Origin of the sequence: Micromonospora sp. NPDC023633 (assembly GCF_040640035.1) — a bacterium.
Classification (GTDB): Bacteria; Actinomycetota; Actinomycetes; order Mycobacteriales; family Micromonosporaceae; genus Micromonospora.
The window spans coordinates 74,929-96,915 of sequence record NZ_JBFABB010000012.1; the positions used below are offsets into that span (position 1 = coordinate 74,929).

Consider the following 21,987-nt stretch of genomic DNA (forward strand, 5'->3'; position numbering starts at 1 on the left):
CGATGGACGTCGAACTGACCCCCCTGCCCGGAATCGGGTTCCGCCGCATGTTCACCACCGACGCGGGACTGCGCATCGGGGTGGTGACCCACCACGCCGGCGGCCGGCGTGAGCTGGTCTACCCCGACGGCGACGACCCCGACGCCACGCGGAGCATCACCCTCGAACGCGACGAGGCCGTCGCCTTGGCCGGACTGCTGGGCCTGCTCGACGTCACCGTCACCGTCACCGGGCCCGACGCCCGCACGACTACCCCACCCGCCGGCGGGTAAGCCCGCCCGTCCGGCAGGGGGAGGGGTCACGCCGAGCCGACGAACTGGCTGACGTGGTAGGCGGTGCTCCGGTTGTCGGGTGTCCTGGTCCACTTCGAGACCATCAGGTGCAGGTCGTTGGGTTGCCGGCTGGACCACGGGTGGATGAAACCGCCGTAGAGCCCGGGCTCCTGCCAGGAGGTCACCTGGATCCGCTCCGGCGTCCAGACCCGGTCCGGCCCGTCCGCCGTGCGCGTGACGATGCACCCGGTGGCGCAGTTCAGGTAGGACATCACCCAGGTGCCGTCGGCGAGCCGCCGCACCGAGGGCTCGCCGAAGCGGCCGGTCAGGATCGGCGTGCACGGGCGCCCCCAGCCCCAGTTGCCGCCGTCGAAACCCCAGCCCTCGTACGACTCGGGGAAGAACAGCCGGTCCCAGCGGACCCGGCGCAGCATCATCGGCCCGTGCTGGCGGCCGGCGCGCACCGAGAAGACGTACACCCAGTCCCCGTCGCGCTGCATCGTCCACATCTGGAACGGGTCGGTGTTGGCGCCGTCGTTCCACCACTTCAGCGGCGTACGGATGAAGTCGTTGCCGTTGTCGCTGTAGGCCAGCCCCGCGTAGCGCGACCGCCAGTGCGGCCCGGCCGGGCCGGCGGAGTGCCAGTTCTCGATGCTCATGTACGACACGAGCTGGCGGCCGGTCTCCGGGAAGGCGATGCCGTCGTTGGGGATGACGGTCACCTCCCAGAGGCCGTCGATGCCGATCCCGTGGTGGCCGTTGTGCATCAGCTCCGGGGCCCGGCCGTTGCCCGCGACGCGGGCGGCGCTGTCGAAGACGATCCCACCGGCGGCGCCGGGGTGCACGGCGGAGCGCAGCATCACCGGTGAGCGCCAGTCGTTGGGCAGCGGCGGGCCCTCGGGCCACGGGGTGTCGAACGTGTCGCCGAACAGGTAGCCGATCGAGCCGTTCTCCAGCACGTACGGGATGCCGAGGTCCGTGCCCGCGACCCGCCACCGGTGGTTGGTGTCCAGGTCGGCGCCGGTGAGGCGCTTCTTCCAGGAGGCGGCCCGGGCCGTGCCGGGGGCGAGGACCGGCGCGACGGCGGTGGCCAGGCCGGCCGCGGCGACGGTACCGAGCAGCGAGCGGCGGGTGATCGTCATGACCGTCCTTGCTTGTCGCGAGAGGGCCCGCAGGGCCGCGGACGTGGGGGACCGGATCGGGCGCGCCGGTCGCATCAAACTATCGATGTCGATGTATTGCTGGAACCTACGGCCAACCGGCCGGCATGGTCAAGGAGCGCCGGTGCGCCCCGACGCCACCCTGCGGACCGGCGGCGGGGCCCGGTCGCCGGACTAGTCGACGGCGACGTTGCACGTGGCGGATTGGACGGGGCCAGCGCGGGCATGACAGGGTGCTGCTGGTGCGCACGGGTGAGGGGTAAGCGTCTGTGGCCGATCCGCATACAGGCTGGTCTTCCGGCGATCCGCAGGCGGTGCTCGACGGCTTCGAGCAGCTGCCCGGATTCGTGTGGATCTTCGAGGGGCCCGAGCTGCGGGTGGTGGCCGCGAATCCGGCGGTGCGCGCCGCCGTCGGCAACCGCAGCGGCCTGATCGGTGAGCCCTTCCGGCAGGCGGTGCCGGAACTCGCCGGCCAGCACATCTTCGAACTGCTCGACCAGGCCCTGCACGGCATCCGTTCGCACGGCTACGAGCAGCGCGTGCTGACCGACCGGGACGGCGACGGCAGGCTGACGGAAGCCTTCTACACGTTCGACATGGCGCCGTGGCACAACCCGGACGGCTCGGTGCGCGGGGTGATCGTGCAGGCCGTCGACGCCACCGGTGTGGTGGCCGCCCGGCAGGCTGCCGAAACCGCCGCCGCCACCGCCGAACGCCGCTACCGTCAGGCCGCCGGCCTGGTCCTGGAGCTGCAACGCAGCCTCCTGCCCGACCTGCTGCCCGTCCTGCCGAACGTCCAGGTCGCCGCGCACTACCTCGTCGCGAGCAGCGACCTGGTCGCCGGCGGGGACTGGTTCGACGCGGTCCCCCTGCCCGACGGGCGGCTCGCGCTGACCGTCGGCGACGTCGTCGGGCACGGCGCCACGGCCGCGGCGGCCATGGGTCAACTCCGCACGGTCGCCCGGCAGGCGTTGCAGTCGGGGGGCGCCCTGCCGCAGGTGCTGGCCGCCCTGGACGACTTCGCGGCGCGCACCCCCGCGACCCGGGCCGCCACCACCTGCCTCGCGGTGCTCGACCCCACCAGCGGGGCGCTCGAGGCGGCCAGCCACGGACACCCGGCGCCGCTGGTGATCGACGCCAGCGGCGACAGCCGGTACCTGCCGCTGGCGCCCGCGGGACCCCTGGGCACCGGAGCCGGCCCCGTCCCGGTCCACGCCTGCCAGCTGCGGGCCGACGACGTTCTGCTGCTCTACACCGACGGCCTGATCGAGCGACCCCGGCAGAGCCTGCGCGAGGGCGCCCGCGTCCTGGCGGACACCGCCGCGGCAGCTCGGCGAGGAATGTTGACCGAGGCCACCACCGTCCCGCAGCGGCTACCCGACCGAATCTGCACCCTGGTCACGGAGCGCCTCGCCCTGGCCGGCGGCGGCTTCGGCGACGACACCACGCTCCTCGCCGCCCACCTCCTGCCGAAGCCCGTCGCGCCCCTGCACCTGACCCTTCCCGCCGACACGACGGCGCTGCGCCCGATGCGTCGGCAGATGAGCGACTGGCTCACCCGGATCGGGGCCAGCGGCCCGGACACGAGCGACCTCGTCCACGCCGCGGGGGAGGCCGCGACCAACGCCATCGACCACGCCTACCCGAGCGGGACGACCGGGACGTTCACGGTGCACGGCACCCTGGACGACCAGGGCGTCGTGCACGTCACCTGCACCGACCAGGGACGATGGCGGCCACCGGTCCCCGACCCGGGGGGCCGCGGCCGTGGACTGACGATGATCCGCGGGCTCGTCGACCGGGCGGAGGTCCGGCACACCGAGGCGGGCACCACCGTCAGCATGCACCACCACATCGGCCAGGCCACCAACGTCACCACCGTGGCCACCGCCCAGGCGGCCGGCCCCCACAAGCAGGCCACCGTCGTCGAGGAGTTCGCGGTCGCCGTCATCGAGACACCGACGGGTCGGGTGCTGCGGGTGCAGGGGCCGGTGGACCTGGTCACCGGCCCACAGCTGCGCGCCGCGATCATGCAGGCCAGCCGCGGCGGCAGCCTGCCGCTGACCATCGACCTCACGCCGGTCACCCACCTGAGCAGCACCGGCGTGAAGATCCTGCACGAGGTCGGTCGGATCATCACGAGCCTGCGCGTCACCGCCACCGGGCAGAGCCCGGCGCACGGGGTACTGGAACTGACCGGGCTGGGGCACCTGCTGCCGGAGGCCACCGCGAGCGGAAGCGACACCGGGCACCACCGGTAGTCGGACGGAGCCGCCCGCCGCGTGGTCGGTCGCCGCCACGGGAGGCATCCCGGTGGCGGCGCCCGAGTCGGCGGGCCGCCACGGGTACGGGCCCGCGCCGGACCCCGACCCGGAAAAAAACCCGGGCGGGCTGTCCAATCGGCCGTCTCCCGTCCGTAGTGAGGTCGTACGGCGGTCGCGCCGTACGACAGGGGACGCGACACGAGGGAGTCGGATCGTGAAGTACATGTTGCTCATCAACGCGGGTGCGGTCGGCGAGGACGGCGGGGCCGACGGGTGCGACGTCGGCGACTGGATGGCCTACGACAAGCAGGTGCGCGAGGCGGGGATCCTGGTCTCCGGCGAGTCGCTGGCGGACCTGGTCACCGCCACCACGGTGCGGGTCGGCCAGGACGGCAGGCGGACCGTCACCGACGGCCCGTTCGCCGAGACCCGTGAGATCCTCGGCGGCTTCTACGTGATCGACGTGCCGGATCTCGACGTCGCGCTCGACTGGGCGGCGCGCTGCCCCGGCGCGCGCGGAGGCGGCTCCGTCGTGGTCCGGCCGGTCGCCGAGTTCGGGAGCTGAGCGCGGTGGGCGGAGCGCCCGCCGACACCGGGGGGACGGACGAGGCTCCGGCGGCGGTCGTGGAGGCGGTGTTCCGTGAGGAACGCGGTCGACTGCTGGCGGCCCTCGTCCGCCGCTTCGGCGACCTCGACCTGGCCGAGGAGGTCACCTCCGAGGCCGTCGAGGCGGCGCTGGCGCGGTGGCCGGTCGACGGCGTTCCGCCCAGGCCCGGCGCCTGGCTGATGACCACGGCGCGCCGCAGGGCGGTCGACCGGCTGCGCCGGGACCAGGCCCTCGCCGCGCGGCTGGCCATCCTCCAGGCGGAGGCGGACCGGGCGGACCCCGCCCCCGCCGCGGGGACGGGCGGCGGGCTGCCGGACGAGCGGCTCCAGCTCTTCTTCACCTGCGCGCACCCGGCGCTCGCGGCCGAGGACCGCGGGGCGCTGACCCTGCGCTACCTGGCCGGGCTCACCACGCCCGAGGTGGCCCGGGCCTTCCTGGTGCCGACGGCGACGATGGCCAAGCGGATCACCCGGGCGAAGAAGAAGATCCACGAGGCCCGGATCCCGTTCCGCGTGCCCGACGCGCAGGAGTTGCCGCAGCGGCTGCCGGGAGTGCTCCAGGCCGTGTACTCGATCTTCACCGAGGGCTACGCGGCCAGCGGCGGCCCGCGTCTGCAGCGGCTCGACCTCGCCGAGGAGGCCATCCGGCTGGCCCGGATCCTGCGCCGGTTGCTGCCCGCCGAACGGGAGGTCGCCGGGCTGCTCGCGCTCATGCTGCTGGTCCACGCCCGCCGCGACGCCCGCACCGGCCCGAACGACGAACTGGTGCTGCTCGACGAGCAGGACCGGGGCCGCTGGGACCGCCCGATGATCGCCGAGGGCCTCGACCTGGTGCCCGTCGCGCTGACCGGCGGCCCGCCCGGCCCGTACGGCGTGCAGGCCGCGATCGCCGCCCTGCACGTCGAGGCGGCGGACCTCGCCACCACCGACTGGCCGCAGATCGTGGCGCTCTACGACGTGCTGCTAGCCCTCGCGCCGTCCCCGGTCGTGGCGCTGAACCGGGCCGCCGCCGTGGCGATGCGCGACGGCCCGGGGGCGGGCCTGGCGCTGCTGGACGAGCTGGCCGACGAACCGCTGCTGCGGGGGCACCACCCCTACCCGGCCGCCCGGGCCGACCTGCTGCACCGCCTCGGCCGGCACGCCGAGGCCGCCGAGGCGTACCGGGAGGCGCTCGGCCTGGCCGGCACCGGACCCGAGCGGGCCCTCCTGCGACGCAGGCTGGAGGCGATCGAGCGGCCCCGCCCGTCGGGAACGTGACGACGCCCGGCCGAGCCCGGGACGTGACGCACCGTGCGGGCGGGAGAGGGGAGGTGCCGCCCGCCCGGCCCAGGGCGCAGATGATCTGGCACGATCGGAGCCCATGCATCCCTTCGGGCACTTCCTCCTTGCCGGGTTCAACCAGGTGGCCGCGGACAGCTGGGCCAACGACGAGCGGATCGTGATCCAGGCGACCTTCTTCAACCTGGTTCCCGACCTGCCCGCCCCGCTGACGGATCCGGCCGCGCTGCAGCGGGGGATGGCGAAGATGGCGGCGGCCCAGGGCGGCGCGCTGATCGAGGCCGACGTCACGCCGGTCGGCGGCCAGCCGGCGCTCCGCCAGATCGTCAAGGTCAAGCTGCCCAACCAGCCGCACGGCCAGGCATTCCTGGGCAGCTACATCGTGCCGAAGGCCGCGTGCAGCGCGGTGTTGCGGGTGCAGGCCGCCGAGAGCGGGGCGTTCGGCCAGCGGGAGGCGACGGTCATGGGCCAGGTCGGCCCCGCGAACTACTTCAGGCCCCACCCGTACGGGTCCGACGGCGAGGGCGGCCTGCCGTCGCACGTCGCCGACGACCCGGCGTACGACGCGCGATTCCCGCAGCACCCACTGACCCGGGTGCGCCAGGTGATGGCCCAGCTCGCCTGGCAGGTCGAGCTGCACCCCGGCTTCGCGGCGCTGCCACCGTTCGCCGGCTGAGTTCGGGCGCGCGGCGGTCTGGTCGTTCGTGCGGGACCTTCGAGAACCGGGGCGCCCTCATCGGATCGCCCGTCCCCAACTCCACCGCCTACGTGGTGGACCTCGACGGTCACCTGCATCCGGTGGGCGTACTGCCCGGGGTGCTGTCGGTGGCCGTGCAGGTCGAGACCGGCGCCGGGGGAGCCCGGTCGCTGACGGCGTACCGCACGGCCGACGAGGACATCACCGCCTGCCAGCGGCGCTGCGGGCCACGCTGCCCGAGCACATGATCCCCTCGCGCTTCGTGCAGGTGGCGGCGATGCCGCTGACCGCGCACGGCAAGACGGACCGCCGGAGCCTGGCCAGGGGGGAATATCCCGTCAGTCCCGGATCACCCGGACGATAGACTGCCCAGACCCCGGGCCGCGCACGGTCGCGGCCGGGTGCCCCAGCGGCAGAGATGGAGTTGTAACCCGTGCTGACGATGCAGGACGCGCTTGCCCGCCTCGACGAGTACTGGATCGGGCAGGGGTGCCTGACCGTACAGCCGATGAACACCGAGGTGGGTGCCGGAACGCTCAACCCTGCCACGTTCCTGCGTGTCCTCGGTCCCGAGCCGTGGCGGGTCGCCTACGTCGAGCCGTCCGTGCGTCCCGACGACGCGCGCTACGGCGAGAACCCGAACCGCATCCAGTGCCACACCCAGTACCAGGTGATCATCAAGCCGGAGCCGGGCAACGCCCAGGAGCTCTACCTCGGCAGCCTGGCGGCGCTCGGCATCGACGTGCACGAGCACGACGTCCGCTTCGTCGAGGACAACTGGGCCTCGCCCGCCCTGGGCGCCTGGGGTCTGGGCTGGGAGGTCTGGCTGGACGGGCTGGAGATCACCCAGTTCACCTACTTCCAGCAGGCCGGCGGGGTGAACCTCAAGCCGGTCTCCGTCGAGATCACCTACGGCATCGAGCGCATCCTCATGGCGCTCCAGGGCGTCCGCCACTTCAAGGAGATCCGCTACGCCCCCGGGGTGACCTACGGCGAGGTGTTCGGGCAGTCCGAGTACGAGATGTCCCGTTACGCCCTCGACGACGCCGACGTCGAGTCGACCCGCCGGATGCTCGACCTCTTCGCCGCCGAGGCCCAGCGGATGATCGACCTGCGGCTGCCCATCCCCGCGCACACCTTCGTGCTCAAGTGCTCCCACGCCTTCAACGTGCTCGACGCCCGGGGCGCGATCTCGACCGCCGAGCGGACCGCCGAGTTCGCCCGCATGCGCAAGATGTCCGCCGCCGTCGCCGAACTGTGGGTCGAGCGCCGGGCCGAGCTGGAGCACCCGCTGGGCGTGGCCTCCGCCGCCGAGCCCGCCGCCGCGCCGGCGGTCACCCCGGCCGCCGGCACCGGCGCCCGCCGCCTGGTCCTCGAGGTCGGCGTCGAGGAGATGCCGCCGAGCGAGGCCCGCTCGGCCGTCACCCAGCTCCGGACGCTGGTCACGGAGGCGCTGGCCACGACCCGCCTGGAGCACGGCGTCATCGCCGTCGACGCCACGCCCCGCCGGCTGGTCGCCGTGGTCGACGACGTGGCCGCCCGCGAGGCGGACCACGAGCGGATCGTGCGTGGCCCGCGGCTCACCGCCGCGTTCGGTCCCGACGGGTCGCCCACCCCCGCCGCCCTCGGCTTCGCGCGGTCGCAGAAGACCGACGTCGACGCCCTGGAGCGCGTCGACGTGGACGGCGTCACCTACCTGGCGGTCGTCCGCAAGGAGCAGGGCCGGGACGTGCTGACCGCGCTCTCCGGCGCGCTCGCCACCGCCGTCGGGACGCTGCGCTCGGCGAAGAACATGCGCTGGTCCGACCCGCAGCTGTCGTTCACCCGGCCGATCCGCTGGATCGCCGCCCTCTGGGGCGACGAGGTCGTGCCCTTCACGGTCGGCGCGCTGGCCGCCGGCCGCACGACCCGGGTGCTGCGCAGCAGCGCCCAACCGCAGTTCGACGTCGCCTCCGCCGAGGAGTTCACCGACAAGTTGGCCGCGGCCGGCATCGTGCTGAGCACGCAGGCCCGCCGGGAGACGATCGTCGAGGGCGCGGTCAAGCTCGCCGCCTCGGTCGGCGGTCACGTCGACGTCGACGGTGAGGCCGCCCTGCTCGACCAGATCGCCTACCTGGTCGAGGCGCCGACCCCGGTGCTGGGCTCGTTCGAGGTGGACTACCTGCGCGTGCCGCACGCGATCCTGACCACGGTCATGCGCAAGCACCAGCGCTACCTGCCCGTGCGCGACCAGGACGGCGGGCTGCAGCCGTACTTCGTCACCATCGCCAACGGCGCGATCGACGAGGACGTCGTGCGGGCCGGCAACGAGGGCGTGCTGCGCGCCCGGTTCGAAGACGCGTCGTTCTTCTTCGTCGCCGACTCCGAGGTGGCGCCGGAGCAGATGCGGACCCGACTGACGACGCTGACCTTCGCCGACAAGCTCGGCTCGATGCGCGACCGGGCCGACCGGATCAGTGCCATCGCGGCCCGGCTGGCCGACGCGGTCGACCTCGACGCCGCCGACCGGGCGGTCCTCGACCAGGCCCGTGAGCTGGTCAAGTTCGACCTGGGCTCGCAGATGGTGACCGAGCTGACCAGCCTGGCCGGTGTCATGGCCCGCGAGTACGCGCTCGGCGCGGGCAAGCCGGAGCCGGTCGCGCAGGCCCTGCTGGAGGTGGAGCTTCCGCGCAGCGCGGGCGACACCCTGCCGGCCACGCCGGCCGGCGCGATCCTCTCCCTGGCCGACCGCCTCGACTACCTGTGCGGCCTCGCCGCGACGGTGGGCCTGCCGACCGGGAGCAGCGACCAGTACGCGCTGCGCCGGGCGGCGCTGGGCCTGCAGGCGGTGCACCGGGCCACTGCGGTGCTGTTCCCGCTGTCGCTCGTGGACGGGTTGCGCATCGCCGCGGCACAGCAGCCGGTCGACGTGCCGGACGCGGTGCTCGACGGGATCGGCGAGTTCCTCGGCCGGCGCCTGGAGCAGGCACTGTCGGAGGAGGGCGTCCCGGTGGACCGGGCCCGCGCCGTCATGCTGCACAGCGACCGGCCGGCCCTGGTCGACGCGCTGTTGCGCCGGCTGCAGCAGCTCGAGGACGACGAGGACTTCCGGCGGCTGGTGGAGACGATGCAGCGGATCCGCCGCATCGTGCCGGCCGGCACCGCCCCGACGTACGCCGCCGAGGTGCTGAGCGAACCGGCGGAGCTGCGCCTGCACGGGGCGCTGCAGGCCGTCGCCGGGTCGCTCGGGGACGTGACCGACCTGGCCGCGTTCGCCCGCGACACCCGCGAGCTGAACGCGGCGGTGACGGCGTTCTTCGAGGACGTGTTCGTGATGGCCCACGAGCCCGAGGTGCGCGCGGCCCGGCTGGGGCTGCTCGCCGCCGTCGCGGATCTCGGGACGCCGGCCCTGTACTGGGAGCACCTGCGCGGCGCGTAGCGGCGGCGCGGCGGACGCCGTCACCGCGGGCCACCCGGGTGGCCCGCGGTGACGCGGTGGTCAGCCGACCGACTTGTTGTAACTGTCGATGGCGCTCTGCACGCTCGCTGCGGCGTCCTTCATGGCCTGCTCGGCCGGCTTGCTACCGACGATCGCCGCCTCGAGGCCGTCCTCGGACGCCTTGCGGGCCTGCGGCATCACGCCCAGCAGGCACCCGGCCGACGCGACCGACGGCGGCAGCGCGTGCAGCTGGTCGACCGCGGTGCGGAACTGGGGGAACTTCGCCATCCAGTCCTTGTCGATCTGCTCGTCGAGCGCCTTGGCGTTGATCGGCACGTACCCGGTGCTGGTGTGCCACTTGGCCTGCTGGACCGGGCCGGAGGCGAACTTCACGAACTCCCAGGCGGCCCGCTTCTCCTTGTCGCTGTGGCCGACACCGTTGATCCACAGCGAGGCGCCGCCGATGATCGGCCCGCCCGTGGAGGAGCTGCTCACCTTCGGGTACGGGGCGGTGAGCACGGTGAACTTGCCCTTCGCGGCGTCGACGTAGCCGCGCAGCACGCTGGTGGACTCCAGGTGCATGGCGACCGTGCCCGACTTGAAGGCCGCCTGGGCGTCGTCGGTCTTGCGGCCGGTGTTCGTCGCGTAGCCGCCCTTCACCAGGTCCGTCCACCACTGCGCGACGCGCACGGCCGTCTCCTGGTCGAACTGCACCTTCGTGGCGAGGCCCTTGCGCCCGTTGCCGTTGTCGCAGTACTCCTTGCCGTCAGTGGCGAGCAGCTGCTCCACCAGCCAGCCGTAGATGGCGGCGTTGAAGCCGTACTGGACGGTCTTGCCGCTGGCGTCCTTGACCGTGAGCTTCTTCGCCAGCTCGCCGATCTCGGTGAGGTCCTTCGGCGGCTTCGTCGGGTCGAGGCCGGCCCGCTCGAACGCCTCCTTGTTGAGGTACAGCAGCGGCGTCGAGGAGTTGAACGGCATCGACCACAGCTTGCCGTCGACCGAGTAGTAGCTGGCGATGTTCGGCTCGATGTCGCCGGCGTTGAAGCCGTCCTTCTCGATGAACTTGTGCATCGGGACGACCTGCTTCGAGTCGACCATGAAGCGGCTGCCGATGTCGTAGATCTGCACCAGGGCCGGCGTGCTCTTCTGCTGCACCGACGCCTTGTACTTCGCGATCGTCTCGTCGTAGCTGCCCTGGAAGACCGCCTTGACCTCGACCTTGCCCCCGCTCTGGGCGTTGAAGTCGGCCACGAGCTGGTCGACGGCGGTGGCGTTGGCCCCCTTCATCGCGTGCCAGAACTCGATCGTGGTCTTGTCCGTGGCCTTCTCCAGCACCTCGGCGCCGGGCGCGTCGAGCGCGCCGCTGCCGCCGTCGGTGCCGGACCCGGAGTCGCCGCAGGCCGTGAGCGCGGCGGCGGCCACGACGGCGACGAACGCCGCCGCGGTCCGGCGGAGCCGAGGTCTTCTCATTGCTTCTCCTTCTCGATGGTTCAACGCAGCGCCCCGGCGGTCAGCCCGCGGACGATGTAGCGCTGGCCGAAGATCACGACGGCCAGTGTGGGCAGCAGCGACAGCGCGACGCCGGCGAGGACGAGACCCGGCTGCGCCGCCTCGGCGTCGTTGAGCTGGGAGATGCCGATCTGCAGCGTCTGGAACTCGGTGTCGCGGATCAGGATCAGCGGCCAGAAGTACTGGTTCCAGGCCGAGAGGAAGACGTAGACCCCGACCGCCGCGATGGAGGGCTTGGACAGCGGCACGATGACCCGCCACAGCAGCCGCCAGTGGCCGCACCCGTCGATCACCGCGGCGTCGCGCAGCTCGGTCGGGAACTGCAGGAACGCCTGGCGCAGCAGGAACGTGCCGAACGCCGAGGCGAGGAAGGGCAGCACCAGGCCGAGGTACGTCAGCCCGCCCCGCGTCAGGCCCCAGTCGGAGATGGCCAGGTAGTTGGGGATGATGATCGCTTCCCACGGCACCATGAGGGTGGCGAGGAACAGGCTGAACGTCGCCGCCTTCGCGGGCAGGCGGAGGAACGCGAAGGCGTACGCGGCGAAGATGCTGGTCACGACCTGCGCCACCGTGATGACCCCGGCCTGCACGGCGGAGTTCGCGTAGAAGCGGCCGAGCGGCACCGAGCGGAACACGTCGGTGACGTTCTGCCAGTGCAGCGCGCTCGGCACCAACGCGGGCGGGTAGGTCGCCAGGTCGCCGGGGCCCATCACGGCGCCGACGAAGCCGTAGTAGACCGGGAACAGCACGGGGATCGCGGCCAGGCCGAGCACGACGTAGACGGCGACCCGCCCGAGGTTGAGCTTTTTCATCGGTAGTGGACCCGCCGTTCGAGGACGCCGAATTGGACGGCCGTGCAGCCGAGCATGATGACCAGCAGCACGACGGCCTGCGCGCTGGCCGCGCCGAAGTCGGAGGAACCGAAGGCGAACGCCTTCTCGTAGATCGAGTAGACCAGGGTCGTCGTGGCCTGGTCCGGCCCGCCCTTGGTCAGGATGTGGATCTGCCCGAAGCTCTGCAGGGCGTGGATCGTGGAGACCACGACGAGGAAGAACAGCTGCGGGGAGAGCAGCGGCACGGTGATCCGCGACGCCAGCCGCCAGCCGGTCGCGCCGTCCAGCCGCGCCGCCTCGACCACCTCGGGCGAGATCGCCGAGACCCCGGCGGAGAGCACGAGGATGTTGTAGCCGAAGTTCATCCACACCGTCGCGGCGCAGACGGCGGGCAGCGCGATCGACGGGTCGGTGAGCCAGTTGACCCGGTCGATCCCGAGGGAGCCGAGCAGGCCGTTCGCCACCCCGATCGCGGGGTTGTAGATGACGGCGAAGATGACCGACGCGGTCGCCACCGAGAACGCGAACGGCAGCGCGAACGCGGTGCGCAGCGCCCGTACGCCGCGGATGCGCGCCTCCAGCAGCAGCACCACGAAGAGCGCCCCCAGCACGGCCGGCACCACCGAGAAGAGCGTGAACAGCGCCGTCGTGGCCAGCACCCCGCCGAACTCCGCGGACAGCATGTCCCGGTAGTGCGCCGCGCCGACGTACTCCGACGCGGCGCCGAAGATGTCGTTGCCGTGCACCGACAGGTACAGCGTCCGCCCGAGCGGCCAGAAGACGAACAGGGCGAAGACCGCCACCGAGGGCAGCAGCATCAGCCAGGCGAGACCGGATTCGCCGAAGCGTGCGCGCCGTACCTGTCGGGCGGTGGAGGGCGCGGACGCGGGGGTCAGGGAGCGGTCGCCCGGTGGCGCGCCGACGGTGGAAGGGGGAGGCACCGCAGCACCCTACCAACGACATCGAAGGATAGACATCATTTGGTCATGGGCGTGTAAGGCGCCGTACATGCCGTGTTCATCGAGCGCCTGTCGGTCGAATCCGATGCGGATCGCCGGGAGGGCGTCGAAGCCAGGTGCCGCTCGGCGCACCCCGTACCGCCGTGCGCCGCCGGTGAGGCGCGACGCAGAAGGCGCCCGCACCGGCACGGACGCGGGACGCGTCCGCACCGGTACAGGCGCCCGGCGTGTGAGCAGGCTGGCGTGGCGCGCCACGGCGACGGCGAGGACCCCGCCGTGGCGCGCCACCGTCAGCGCAGGCGGGCCTCGATGGCCTCGATGATGCGCGGGCGCAGTTCCGCCGCGCGGACGACGGCGTCGACGGAGCCGACCTCGACCGCGCGCTGGATGTTGTGCACCCGGTCGAACTCCGCGGCCACCTCGCCGAGCTTCTCCACGCGCACCGACGAGCGCAGCTCGTCGAGCTCCGCGGTCAACGCCGCCCGGTCCGTGCCGGAGGCGGCCGCGACGCGGGCCTCCAGCTCCCGCACGCGCGGGTCGGCCGCGGTACGGGCGTTGACGTCGCCGGAGAACACCACCGCGGCGGCGGGGGCGCCGCCGAGCACCGAGGCGAACGAGCCTTCCAGCGCGAGCACGGTCATGTTCGGGTTCAGCGCCTTCGAGAAGACCACGAACGCGCCCCCGTGGTACCGCGAGATGACGCAGAACACGATGGGCCCGCGGAAGTTCACGATCGCGCGGCCGATCTCGGCGCCGTACTCCAGCTGCAGCTTCCGCATCGACTCCGGCGAGCCGTCGAAGCCCGACAGGTTCGCCAGCACCACCAGCGGCCGGTTGCCGCTGGCCGCGTTGATCGCCCGCGCGGCCTTCTTCGACGACCGCGGGAACAGCGTGCCCGCGGTGTAGGTGTCCGGGCCGTCGGTGGGCGGGAACCCGCGCCGCGGCACCGCCCGTGACTCGATGCCGATCAGGCACACCGGCATGCCGCCGAGATGTACGTCCTGCACCGCCACGGTCTCCGCGTCGGCCATGCCCGCCCACCGTTCCAGCACCGGGTGGTCCTGGTCGGAGAGCGCCCGCATCACGGTCCGGATGTCGAACGGCTTCTTACGGTCCGGGTTGGCCTCGGCGGAGAAGATCTCGCCGACGGTGGTGAAGTCGCTGCCCACCACGACGTGCGGGAAGTCGGAGATGTCGCGGTCGACGGGGTCGGTCGTCCTCGCCCGCCGCGGCCCCTCCTCGCCGGGTGCGACGTACGTGTGCTCGTAGTGCGCCATCAGCACGTCCCGCGCGGCGGTCAGGTTCGGCGCCCAGTACTGCGCCTGCCCGTTCGGGCCCATTACCCGGTCGTAGCCGCCGATGCCGAAGTTGTCCTCGGCCGACACCCCACCGGAGAAGTCGAGCGACTGCTTGCCGGTGAGCACCATCGCCGAGTCCGGCGTCATCACCAGGACGCCCTTGGTGTGCATCAGCATCGTCGCCTCGGCGTTCCAGTACGGCTGCGCACCGACGGTGATGCCCGCGACCACGATGTTGATCTCGCCGCCGTCCTGGGTGAACTCGACGATCCGCTTGAGTGCCGCGGCCACCCAGTCCATGTTCTCCGTGCCCGACTCCATCGAGATCCGGGCGCCCGCGGACAGCGCGTACCACTCCAGGGGCACCTGCATCCGCTCGGCCAGGTCCAGCGCGGCGATCACGCGGCGGCACTCCGGCTCCGACAGCGCGCCGAGCGCCTTCGTCGGGTCACCGAGCAGCACGACCCTGGTGACGCCCTGCGGGTGCCGCCGGGTCGGCGTGGTCACCACGCCCGCGACGATCGCCGCGCTGTTGCGCCCCTTCGGCCGGTCGACCGGCACCAGCGCGTGGTCGTCGTCGAGGTCGTGCTCGACGAAGTTGCCGAGCAGGCCGGTCAGCTCGTACGGGTACACCGCGTTGCGGCTGCTCGCGCGCAGCACCTTCTGCCGGTAGTCGTCGAGCGGCTCGACCGGCTCGTCCGACGGCTCGCCGACGGTCAGCTCGGTGCCGCCGGTGGCGTCGAAGGAGATGCGTACGGCGATCTTGGTGAGTTCGCCGGTCCGCCGGTCGCGCTGGCGCGCGATGAACAGGATCTCCTCCAGCCCGGCGCCCGCGGTCGTCGGCAGCACGCGCCGGGCGATCATCTTCAGCTCCGCGCGGGTGAGGTCGCTCGGCGGCCAGACGTAGACCACGATCCGGTTGGTGCTGAAGCGCTTCTTCGACGGCCGCCGCGACTGCGCGCGGCGGATCGAGTCGAGGCAGGTGGCGAGGACGTCCTCGGCCGTCGGCAGCGCGACCAGCCGGCCGTCGTGCTCGCGCAGCTCGGTCAGGTCGCGTACCTGTGCGAACGCGACGAGGCGGTCGTCCGACGGGTTCTCCCGCGCCACGCACTGGAAGAGGTAGACCTCCTCGTCCGACGACGGCAGCCGGGTGAGGTCGAACTCGCTCAGCCGCTCCATCTGCATCCGCTGCGCGATGTACGGGTGCAGGCCGCGGATCAGCCGCTCCTCGATCATCCCGACGGTCGACGGACGGAACGTGAAGTGGTGGTGCATCACCGCGCCGCTGCGACCCGCGACGGTGGTGGTCAGCCTGCGGACCTGGTTCGGCAGCGGGTGCGCGCTGACGACCTCGTGCAGCGCCGCCGCCATCGCGTCGAAGTCCGCCGGCTGGTTCTCCCAGGCCAGATAGACGTCGACGTCGATGGCGTCGTGGTCGCTCGCCAGCTCCGTGAGGCCGCGCAGCGCGCTGCCCAGCGCATCGAAGCGCACCGCGCAGGAGACCACGCACGAGTCCGTACGCTCGGCGACGACGAACGTGCAGCCCTCGACCTCGCTGGTGCGGACGTCGGTGAGGCCCTTGTTGCCGTAGTACCGCCGGGTCAGCACCTCCAGCATGACCGCGTTGTCGAGATGGTCGCGGACGAGCCGCTGACCGAGCAGCCGCACCAGCGGCTCGGTGGAGCGCACCATCTCGGCGATGCGCTCGGCGCGGTCCGGCGCGTCCGGGTGCGCGTCCAGGTGGCGCAGGTGCCGACGGACGTCGGCGTAGACGCGGGCGCGGTTGCGGCGCAGCAGCGGCTGGGCGAACCAGGCGAACACCACGCCGCGCGCGAGGTCGCAGACCACGGGGAAGCGGACCTGCGTCGCGGCCACCAGCCGCTCCAGCGCGAGACCGGCCGGCTCGCGCAGCGACTCGTCCGGCGGCGGCTCCCGCAGCCAGGCGCGCAGCAACGTCGCGACGACCGTGGCGTCGGCGGACGCGCGCTGCTGGGCGAGGAAGATCCGGAACACGGCGGCTTCGAGCTCGGGGGAGCGCTCCAGCTCGGTGACGCCGTAGTGCCCGAGCGCCTTGGCGAGCTTGGCCTGGAACGCCTCCGGCAGCCCGGCCCGGTCGACGTCGAGGCACTGCAGGTAGGTGTGGAAGTACTCGCGGGCGCTGGGCACGTGGCCGGCACCGCCGCCGTCCTCGCCCGTCGGCCGGTTGCGGCTCAGCTCGGTGAGGTCGGCGAACACGTCGATGAGGCCGAGTTCCTCGGCCAGCGGCCGGTGGCCGTCCTCGGTGGCCTCCCGGCGGGCGGCGAGGTAGTCGTCGAGCAGCCGGCGCTCGTCGTGCGGGTCGACGTCGAAGCCGAGCAGCAGGCTGCGCAGGTCCTCCTGGCCGCGCGTGGCGCGCTCCCGCGCGGGGACGGTCGCGGGCGCGGCGGGCAGGTCCAGCTCGACGGCCTCGCCGACCGAGGTCTCACCGGCCTCGGCGTCGTCGGCGAGCGGCTCCAGCCGCAGCAGCGGCGCACCCGTCTCCACCTGGGTGCCCACGGCCACGACGCATTCCTTCAGCCGCGCCTTGAACGGCGCCCGCAGCACCGTCTCCATCTTCATGCTCTCCAGCACCAGCACCGGCGCGCCCGCCTCGACCTCGGCGCCGACCTTCAGCGGCGTGGCGACGACCAGCGCGGGCGAGGGCGAACGGAGGACGCCGCCCTCGTCGCGGCTGACCCGGTGCGCCACGCCGTCGACCTCGACCAGGTGGATCGGGCCGTGCGTGCCGATGAGCAGGCGGTACCGGGCGCCGTTGACGAGGATCTGCCCGGTGTGCCGGTCGAAGCGGTCGAGCTCGACGTCGGCGGTGCGGACGGTCGTACCCGCCTCGATGCCGACACGGAACCGGTGCGCGCCCACCCGCGCGACGCGCACGCGGTAGCCGACGCCCCGCAGCTTGAGGTCGAGCGGCCGGCCGCTCTCGTGCTGCACCTGCGGGCGCCCGCCGAACGCCGTCGACAGCAGCCGCTGCCGCTCGACGCGTTCCTCCTCCTCGTACGCCTCGATGGCGGCGGCCGCCAGCGCGACGGCGGAGTGTCGGTGCGTCACGAGCCTGCCCTCGCCCCGGACGCGGTCGATCCAGCCGGTGTCCGCGCTGGCGTCGATCACCTCCGGCTGGTCGAGCAGGTCGAGCACGAAGCTCTTGTTCGTCGCGCCGCCCTCGATGATCACCGTGGTCTGCGCCATCGCCCGGCGCAGCCTGCCGAGCGCCTCGTCGCGGTCGCGGCCGTACGCGATGATCTTCGCGATCATCGAGTCGAAGTCGGCGGGGATGGTGTCGCCCTCGCTGACGCCGGTGTCCACGCGGATGCCCGGACCGGCGGGCAGGTCCAGCCGGGCGATGCGGCCGGGGGAGGGCGCGAAGTCGCGGTCGGGGTCCTCGGCGTTCAGCCGGGCCTCGATGGCGTGGCCGCGCTCCACCGGCGGCTCGCCCTCGAGCCGCCCGCCCGAGGCCACGTGCAGCTGCGCCTTGACCAGGTCGAATCCCGTGGTGGACTCGGTGATCGGGTGCTCGACCTGCAGGCGGGTGTTGACCTCGAGGAACGCGAACAGCTCGTCGCCGGGGTGGTAGAGGAACTCCACGGTCGCCGCGCCGCGGTAACCGACCGCGACAGCCAGCCGTTCGGCCGACGCCTTGAGTTCGGCCGTCTGCTCGGGACCGAGCACCGGCGACGCCGACTCCTCGATGACCTTCTGGTTGCGCCGCTGCACCGAGCAGTCGCGGACCCCGAGCGCCCACGCGGTGCCCTGGCCGTCGGCGATCACCTGGACCTCGACGTGCCGGGCCCCGGTGACCAGGCGCTCCAGGAACACGACACCGCTGCCGAACGCCCGCGCGGCCTCCTGGCTGGTGCGCTCGTAGGCGTCGGCGAGCTCGGCCTCGTTCGTGATCACGCGGATGCCGCGCCCGCCGCCGCCGGCGGTCGCCTTCAGCATCAGCGGGTAGCCGATCTCGGCCGCCGCCGCCAGGGCGGCGTCCAGGGTCTCGACCGCGCCGCGGCTCCACGGCGCGACCGGTACGCCGACCTCCTCGGCGAGCAGCTTCGCGCCGATCTTGTCGCCGAGCTTGCGCATGGCCTCCGCGCTCGGTCCGACGAAGGTGACTCCGACCTTCCCGCACAGCTCCGCGAACGCCGGGTCCTCGGCGACGAAGCCCCAGCCGACCCACGCGGCGTCGGCCCCGGTCTCCACCAGCGCGCGCTCCAGCACCTTCAGGTCGAGGTACGGGCGCGCGGACGCGGGACCGAGGTCGTAGGACAGGTCCGCCTCGCGGACGAAGGTGGCCGTACGGTCGACGTCGGTGTGCAGGGCGACGGTCTCGATCCGTGTCCCGGTCTCCGCGGCGATGTCCCGTACGGCGTGGATGAGCCGCATGGCGGCCTCACCACGGTTGACGATGGCGACACGACTGAACACCGACCGAGCCCTCCTTTAGACCAATGATGCGTGCGCCGCGACGCGGCGGCACCTTCGGCAGTGTCCACCCTTCTGCCTGTGGATCAAAAGGTCAGGGGGCCGAGTCCCTGCGGCGAGCGCCGGGCATCACGGCCGTGACCAGCCAAAATGCCGCGAATGGCCTTGATCGTTTCCCGGCATGTGCTGCGGTCTTCCACTTCGTGGGAGGGTGCTCCCATCGTGCTCAGATGTTACTGACGGGTCCGTGTCGACCGGCGCCGCCGCGGGCCGGCGGCCGTGCTCGCGCGGCGTCGTGCGGCGTCGCCGCCGGAGCGTGCGGGCCGACCACGGCGCGAGGAGCGGGCGCTCAGGAAGGACCAGTGCCGTCGTCGAGGTCGCCGGCGAGCGGGTCCGGGGCACGCATGCGCCACGCGTCGGTGACGAGTTCCCTCAGACGATCCAGGGTCACCTGCGCCAGCCGCAGCATGACCAGGGGCAGCCCGTCGTACGCGGGCGTGGTGAAGAAGACCTCGGGCTCGCCGAGGAGCAACGCCTGCTTCTCCGCCTCGTCGCCGACGTACAGCACCGCGACGTCGGTCCGGATGAGGCGCGGCCTACCGGGTCGGCGCTCCGGGTAGGACCAGACGAACCCCTTGTCGGCGACGCGGAAGTCGAAGCCGTCACTGTCGATCTCGACCACGTGCGGCAGTGCCCGTGCCAGGTGACGGACGTCGTCGGCGTCAGCCATCGAAGTTGCTCCAGAACATCGTCTCCCGCACCCGCGCAGACTAACCGCCGCGCGGGGCGCGACCGCCGGACGCACCGCGACCACCAGGCCGGCGGGGCTGTGAGCTCGGTTACCTCACCGCCAAGCGGGAATGAGATCACCGGATCCGGGTTTGCAGCCAGATGTGATTCCTGCACCCTTCCCAGCCCGGCTGCGCACCGACCGGTCGGAGGCGAGCCGATGACGGCCGCCGTCGACGCCCCCGAGGGGCCGGCAGCCCCACTGACGCGGGGTGACCTGATGAGCCCCCGGCAGCGCCTGCGACTCGTCCTCGTCCTCGGCTCGCTGACCGCGGTGGGCCCGCTGACCATCGACATGTACCTGCCCGCGCTTCCCGCGCTCGTCGCCGACTTCCAGACCACGTCGGCGGCGGTCCAGCTGACCCTCACCGGCACGTTGGCGGGCCTCGCCCTCGGCCAGTTGCTGATCGGCCCGCTGTCCGACGCCGTCGGCCGGCGCGCGCCGCTGATCGCCGGCGTCGCGCTGCACGTCGTGGCGTCGCTGCTCTGCGTCGTCGCGCCGAACATCGCGGTGCTCGGCGCGTTGCGGGTGGTGCAGGGCCTCGGCGTCGCCGCGGCCTCCGTGGTCGCGATGGCCGTGGTCCGTGACCTGTTCGACGGCGCGGCCTTCGCCAAGCTGCTCTCCCGGCTGCTGCTGGTCATGGGGGCGGCACCGATCCTCGCGCCGACCCTCGGGGGCGGGGTGCTGCGCTGGACGGACTGGCGCGGCGTGTTCGTGGCGCTGGCCGCGTTCGGTGTGCTGCTCGTCGTCGTCGCCGCGCTCGGCCTCCCCGAGACGCTGCCGCCCGACCGGCGCCGGCGCGGCGGCGTGGTCGCGACGATGGCGCTGTACGGCTCGCTGCTGCGCGACCGTACGTTCGTGGGCCTGGTCCTGGTCGCCGGGCTGGCCATGGCGGCGCTGTTCGCGTACGTGGCCGGGTCGTCGTTCGTCCTGCAGGAGCAGTACGGCCTGGACGAGCAGGAGTTCGGGTTCGCCTTCGGAGCGGGCGCGGTCGGGCTGATCGCGGCGACCCAGTTCAACGTGCGGCTGCTGCGCCGCCACTCGCCGCAGCGGATCCTCGTCGTCGCCCTGGGCGCGGGGAGCGTGGCCGGACTGGCGCTGCTCGCCTTCGCCGTGACCGGCCTCGGCGGGCTGCCGAGCCTGCTGGCGTCGCTGTGGGTGGTGCTCGCGGCGGCGGGCCTCGCGATGCCGAACGCGCCGGCCCTGGCCCTGTCCCGCCACGGGGAGGCGGCCGGTACAGCCTCCGCCCTGCTCGGCGCCGTGCAGTTCGGCGTCGGGGCGTTGGCCGCGCCCCTGGTGGGCGTGCTGGGCACCGGCGCGGTCGCGATGGCCGTCGTCGTCGCGGGGGGCATGCTGGCGGCGACGGCGGTCCTGCTCGTCGTCGTGCGGCCGGCCCGGCTCGCCGGCCTCGAGCCGGACGCGGTGGTCCTGGCGGCGCACTGAGCTGTCGGCGGACCGGTCCGCGCCGGGGCAGCCGTGCCGGGATCGCGCGCAAGCGGGCATCCGTCGCGCGCTCGGCCGGCTGGCCCGGACGGGGCACGTAACGCCTCGTCGCTGTCGCGACGGCGCGGTGCGAGCCGGTACCGGCCGGGGCGCGCGGTGTGGTGCCCCGCCCGCACGGGGAGGCGGATCAGCTCCCGAAGCGGCGCCACGCGTCGTCGGCCACCGCGTCGACGCTGTCGCCCGCCACCGCGAGGTCTGCCGCGACGAACCGCCCCGCCTCGCCCGCCCACCGTCGACCCGGGCGAGCCGAGCAGACCACCGCCCGACCCGCCAGCGTCCGTACGAGCCGTCACGGTCCGCCCGTCGTGGCGGGCCGGGCGGGCGGCCCGCTCCCCGGATGGGCGGGTCGATGGCAGACAGTGAGGATGGTGGGGTGGGTCGCCGGGTTGGTCTGACTCACCGGCAGACCGACGCTTGCTGTCTTTATCCCGATTCGTCGGCCGACTCGGTGACCCCGACATCTGCATGTCACCGGCCAGGCGTCGTGACTTGATAGGAGCCTGTGCGAGAGGCGCCCACCACTGTGTTGTCCGCATCGCCTGACCGGTGACGTGTCCACGTGTTCTCGACGCGACCGAGAAGGGCGGACCTCACCAGCATGGCAGCGAAGAAGCGATCGGTGATCGGTGGTGTCGACACGCACCGCGACACCCATCACGCGGCGGTCATCGACAGCACGGGCGGGCTCCTGGGCGACGCCCAGTTCCCGGCGACCGCCGCCGGCTATGCCGACCTACTGGCCTGGATGCGCTCGTTCGGCCGGCTGAAAGCCGTCGGGGTCGAGGGCACCGGCAGCTACGGCGCTGGCCTGGCCCGCCACCTGACCAGGCAAAAGATCACCGTTGTCGAGGTTGACCGCCCGGATCGCAGGACCCGACGGGCCAAGGGCAAGTCCGACCCGATCGACGCCATCGCCGCCGCCAGGGCCACCCTCGCGGGCACCGCCAT

General features: G+C 72.9%; 15 protein-coding genes. 9 read left to right on the plus strand and 6 right to left on the minus strand.

Annotated elements, in window-relative coordinates; translation table 11 throughout:
• Nucleotides 1–2: 2 nt before the first annotated feature.
• On the plus strand, nt 3–272 hold the full coding sequence (locus tag AB0G13_RS05810; RefSeq protein ID WP_357869434.1) for a potassium transporter TrkA: 270 nt from the start codon (nt 3–5) through the stop codon (nt 270–272).
• Between the two features lie 26 nt (nt 273–298).
• On the opposite strand, the gene AB0G13_RS05815 is transcribed toward AB0G13_RS05810, so the two are convergent.
• Nucleotides 299–1,414, minus strand: coding sequence for a DUF4185 domain-containing protein (locus AB0G13_RS05815; RefSeq protein ID WP_357869437.1), 1,116 nt, complete (start codon nt 1,412–1,414; stop codon nt 299–301).
• A 287-nt stretch (nt 1,415–1,701) separates the two neighbouring features.
• On the opposite strand from AB0G13_RS05815, the gene AB0G13_RS05820 reads away from it, so the two are divergent.
• The 6 genes from AB0G13_RS05820 (at nt 1,702) to AB0G13_RS05845 (ending at nt 9,695) form a co-directional block, all read left to right on the plus strand.
• Nucleotides 1,702–3,693 carry a SpoIIE family protein phosphatase gene (locus AB0G13_RS05820; protein WP_357869442.1) on the plus strand — a complete coding sequence of 664 codons (1,992 nt, stop codon included), beginning with the start codon at nt 1,702–1,704 and terminating at the stop codon, nt 3,691–3,693.
• Nucleotides 3,694–3,919: 226 nt separating this feature from the next.
• Nucleotides 3,920–4,261 (plus strand): YciI family protein, encoded by a 342-nt coding sequence (locus tag AB0G13_RS05825; protein ID WP_357869477.1) that lies wholly within the window; start codon nt 3,920–3,922, stop codon nt 4,259–4,261.
• Between the two features lie 5 nt (nt 4,262–4,266).
• Nucleotides 4,267–5,559 carry a DUF6596 domain-containing protein gene (locus AB0G13_RS05830; RefSeq protein ID WP_357869444.1) on the plus strand — a complete coding sequence of 431 codons (1,293 nt, stop codon included), beginning with the start codon at nt 4,267–4,269 and terminating at the stop codon, nt 5,557–5,559.
• Between the two features lie 103 nt (nt 5,560–5,662).
• Nucleotides 5,663–6,256 (plus strand): hypothetical protein, encoded by a 594-nt coding sequence (locus AB0G13_RS05835; RefSeq protein ID WP_357869447.1) that lies wholly within the window; start codon nt 5,663–5,665, stop codon nt 6,254–6,256.
• Between the two features lie 92 nt (nt 6,257–6,348).
• Nucleotides 6,349–6,525: a hypothetical protein gene (locus AB0G13_RS05840; RefSeq protein WP_357869449.1), complete on the plus strand. Its 177-nt coding sequence runs from the start codon at nt 6,349–6,351 to the stop codon at nt 6,523–6,525.
• A gap of 194 nt (nt 6,526–6,719) precedes the next feature.
• Nucleotides 6,720–9,695 (plus strand): glycine--tRNA ligase, encoded by a 2,976-nt coding sequence (locus AB0G13_RS05845; protein ID WP_357869480.1) that lies wholly within the window; start codon nt 6,720–6,722, stop codon nt 9,693–9,695.
• A 60-nt stretch (nt 9,696–9,755) separates the two neighbouring features.
• Here the strand turns inward: AB0G13_RS05845 and AB0G13_RS05850 are convergent, their stop codons facing one another.
• The 5 genes from AB0G13_RS05850 to AB0G13_RS05870 form a co-directional block, all read right to left on the minus strand.
• Complete coding sequence (locus tag AB0G13_RS05850) at nt 9,756–11,165, minus strand: ABC transporter substrate-binding protein (RefSeq protein ID WP_357869452.1); 1,410 nt, start codon at nt 11,163–11,165, stop codon at nt 9,756–9,758.
• A 20-nt stretch (nt 11,166–11,185) separates the two neighbouring features.
• Complete coding sequence (locus AB0G13_RS05855; protein WP_357869454.1) at nt 11,186–12,016, minus strand: carbohydrate ABC transporter permease; 831 nt, start codon at nt 12,014–12,016, stop codon at nt 11,186–11,188.
• On the minus strand, nt 12,013–12,978 hold the full coding sequence (locus tag AB0G13_RS05860) for a sugar ABC transporter permease (RefSeq protein WP_357869457.1): 966 nt from the start codon (nt 12,976–12,978) through the stop codon (nt 12,013–12,015). The genes AB0G13_RS05855 and AB0G13_RS05860 overlap by 4 nt, the downstream gene beginning before the upstream one ends.
• Nucleotides 12,979–13,286: 308 nt before the next feature.
• Nucleotides 13,287–18,749, minus strand: coding sequence for a carboxyl transferase domain-containing protein (locus AB0G13_RS05865; RefSeq protein WP_357869459.1), 5,463 nt, complete (start codon nt 18,747–18,749; stop codon nt 13,287–13,289).
• Between the two features lie 346 nt (nt 18,750–19,095).
• The gene (locus AB0G13_RS05870; protein ID WP_357869461.1) at nt 19,096–19,476 is read right to left on the minus strand and encodes a hypothetical protein; all 381 of its coding nucleotides are present in this window, start codon (nt 19,474–19,476) and stop codon (nt 19,096–19,098) included.
• 279 nt (nt 19,477–19,755) lie between these two features.
• Here AB0G13_RS05870 and AB0G13_RS05875 point away from each other — a divergent pair, with 279 nt between their 5' ends.
• Both AB0G13_RS05875 and AB0G13_RS05880 read left to right on the plus strand, forming a co-directional pair.
• Nucleotides 19,756–20,979, plus strand: a complete 1,224-nt coding sequence (locus AB0G13_RS05875) for a multidrug effflux MFS transporter (RefSeq protein WP_357869483.1) — start codon at nt 19,756–19,758, stop codon at nt 20,977–20,979.
• Between the two features lie 658 nt (nt 20,980–21,637).
• The coding region (locus AB0G13_RS05880; RefSeq protein WP_357869464.1) for a transposase at nt 21,638–21,987 on the plus strand (350 nt) is incomplete at its 3' end.

Coding starts and splice junctions, on each gene's coding strand:
- AB0G13_RS05810 (WP_357869434.1), top strand. CDS start 3: ATGGACGTCGAACTGACCCCCCTGCCCGGAATCGGGTTCCGCCGCATG.
- AB0G13_RS05815 (WP_357869437.1), bottom strand. CDS start 1,414: ATGACGATCACCCGCCGCTCGCTGCTCGGTACCGTCGCCGCGGCCGGC.
- AB0G13_RS05825 (WP_357869477.1), top strand. CDS start 3,920: ATGTTGCTCATCAACGCGGGTGCGGTCGGCGAGGACGGCGGGGCCGAC.
- AB0G13_RS05835 (WP_357869447.1), top strand. CDS start 5,663: ATGCATCCCTTCGGGCACTTCCTCCTTGCCGGGTTCAACCAGGTGGCC.
- AB0G13_RS05845 (WP_357869480.1), top strand. CDS start 6,720: ATGCAGGACGCGCTTGCCCGCCTCGACGAGTACTGGATCGGGCAGGGG.
- AB0G13_RS05850 (WP_357869452.1), bottom strand. CDS start 11,165: ATGAGAAGACCTCGGCTCCGCCGGACCGCGGCGGCGTTCGTCGCCGTC.
- AB0G13_RS05855 (WP_357869454.1), bottom strand. CDS start 12,016: ATGAAAAAGCTCAACCTCGGGCGGGTCGCCGTCTACGTCGTGCTCGGC.
- AB0G13_RS05870 (WP_357869461.1), bottom strand. CDS start 19,476: ATGGCTGACGCCGACGACGTCCGTCACCTGGCACGGGCACTGCCGCAC.
- AB0G13_RS05875 (WP_357869483.1), top strand. CDS start 19,756: ATGAGCCCCCGGCAGCGCCTGCGACTCGTCCTCGTCCTCGGCTCGCTG.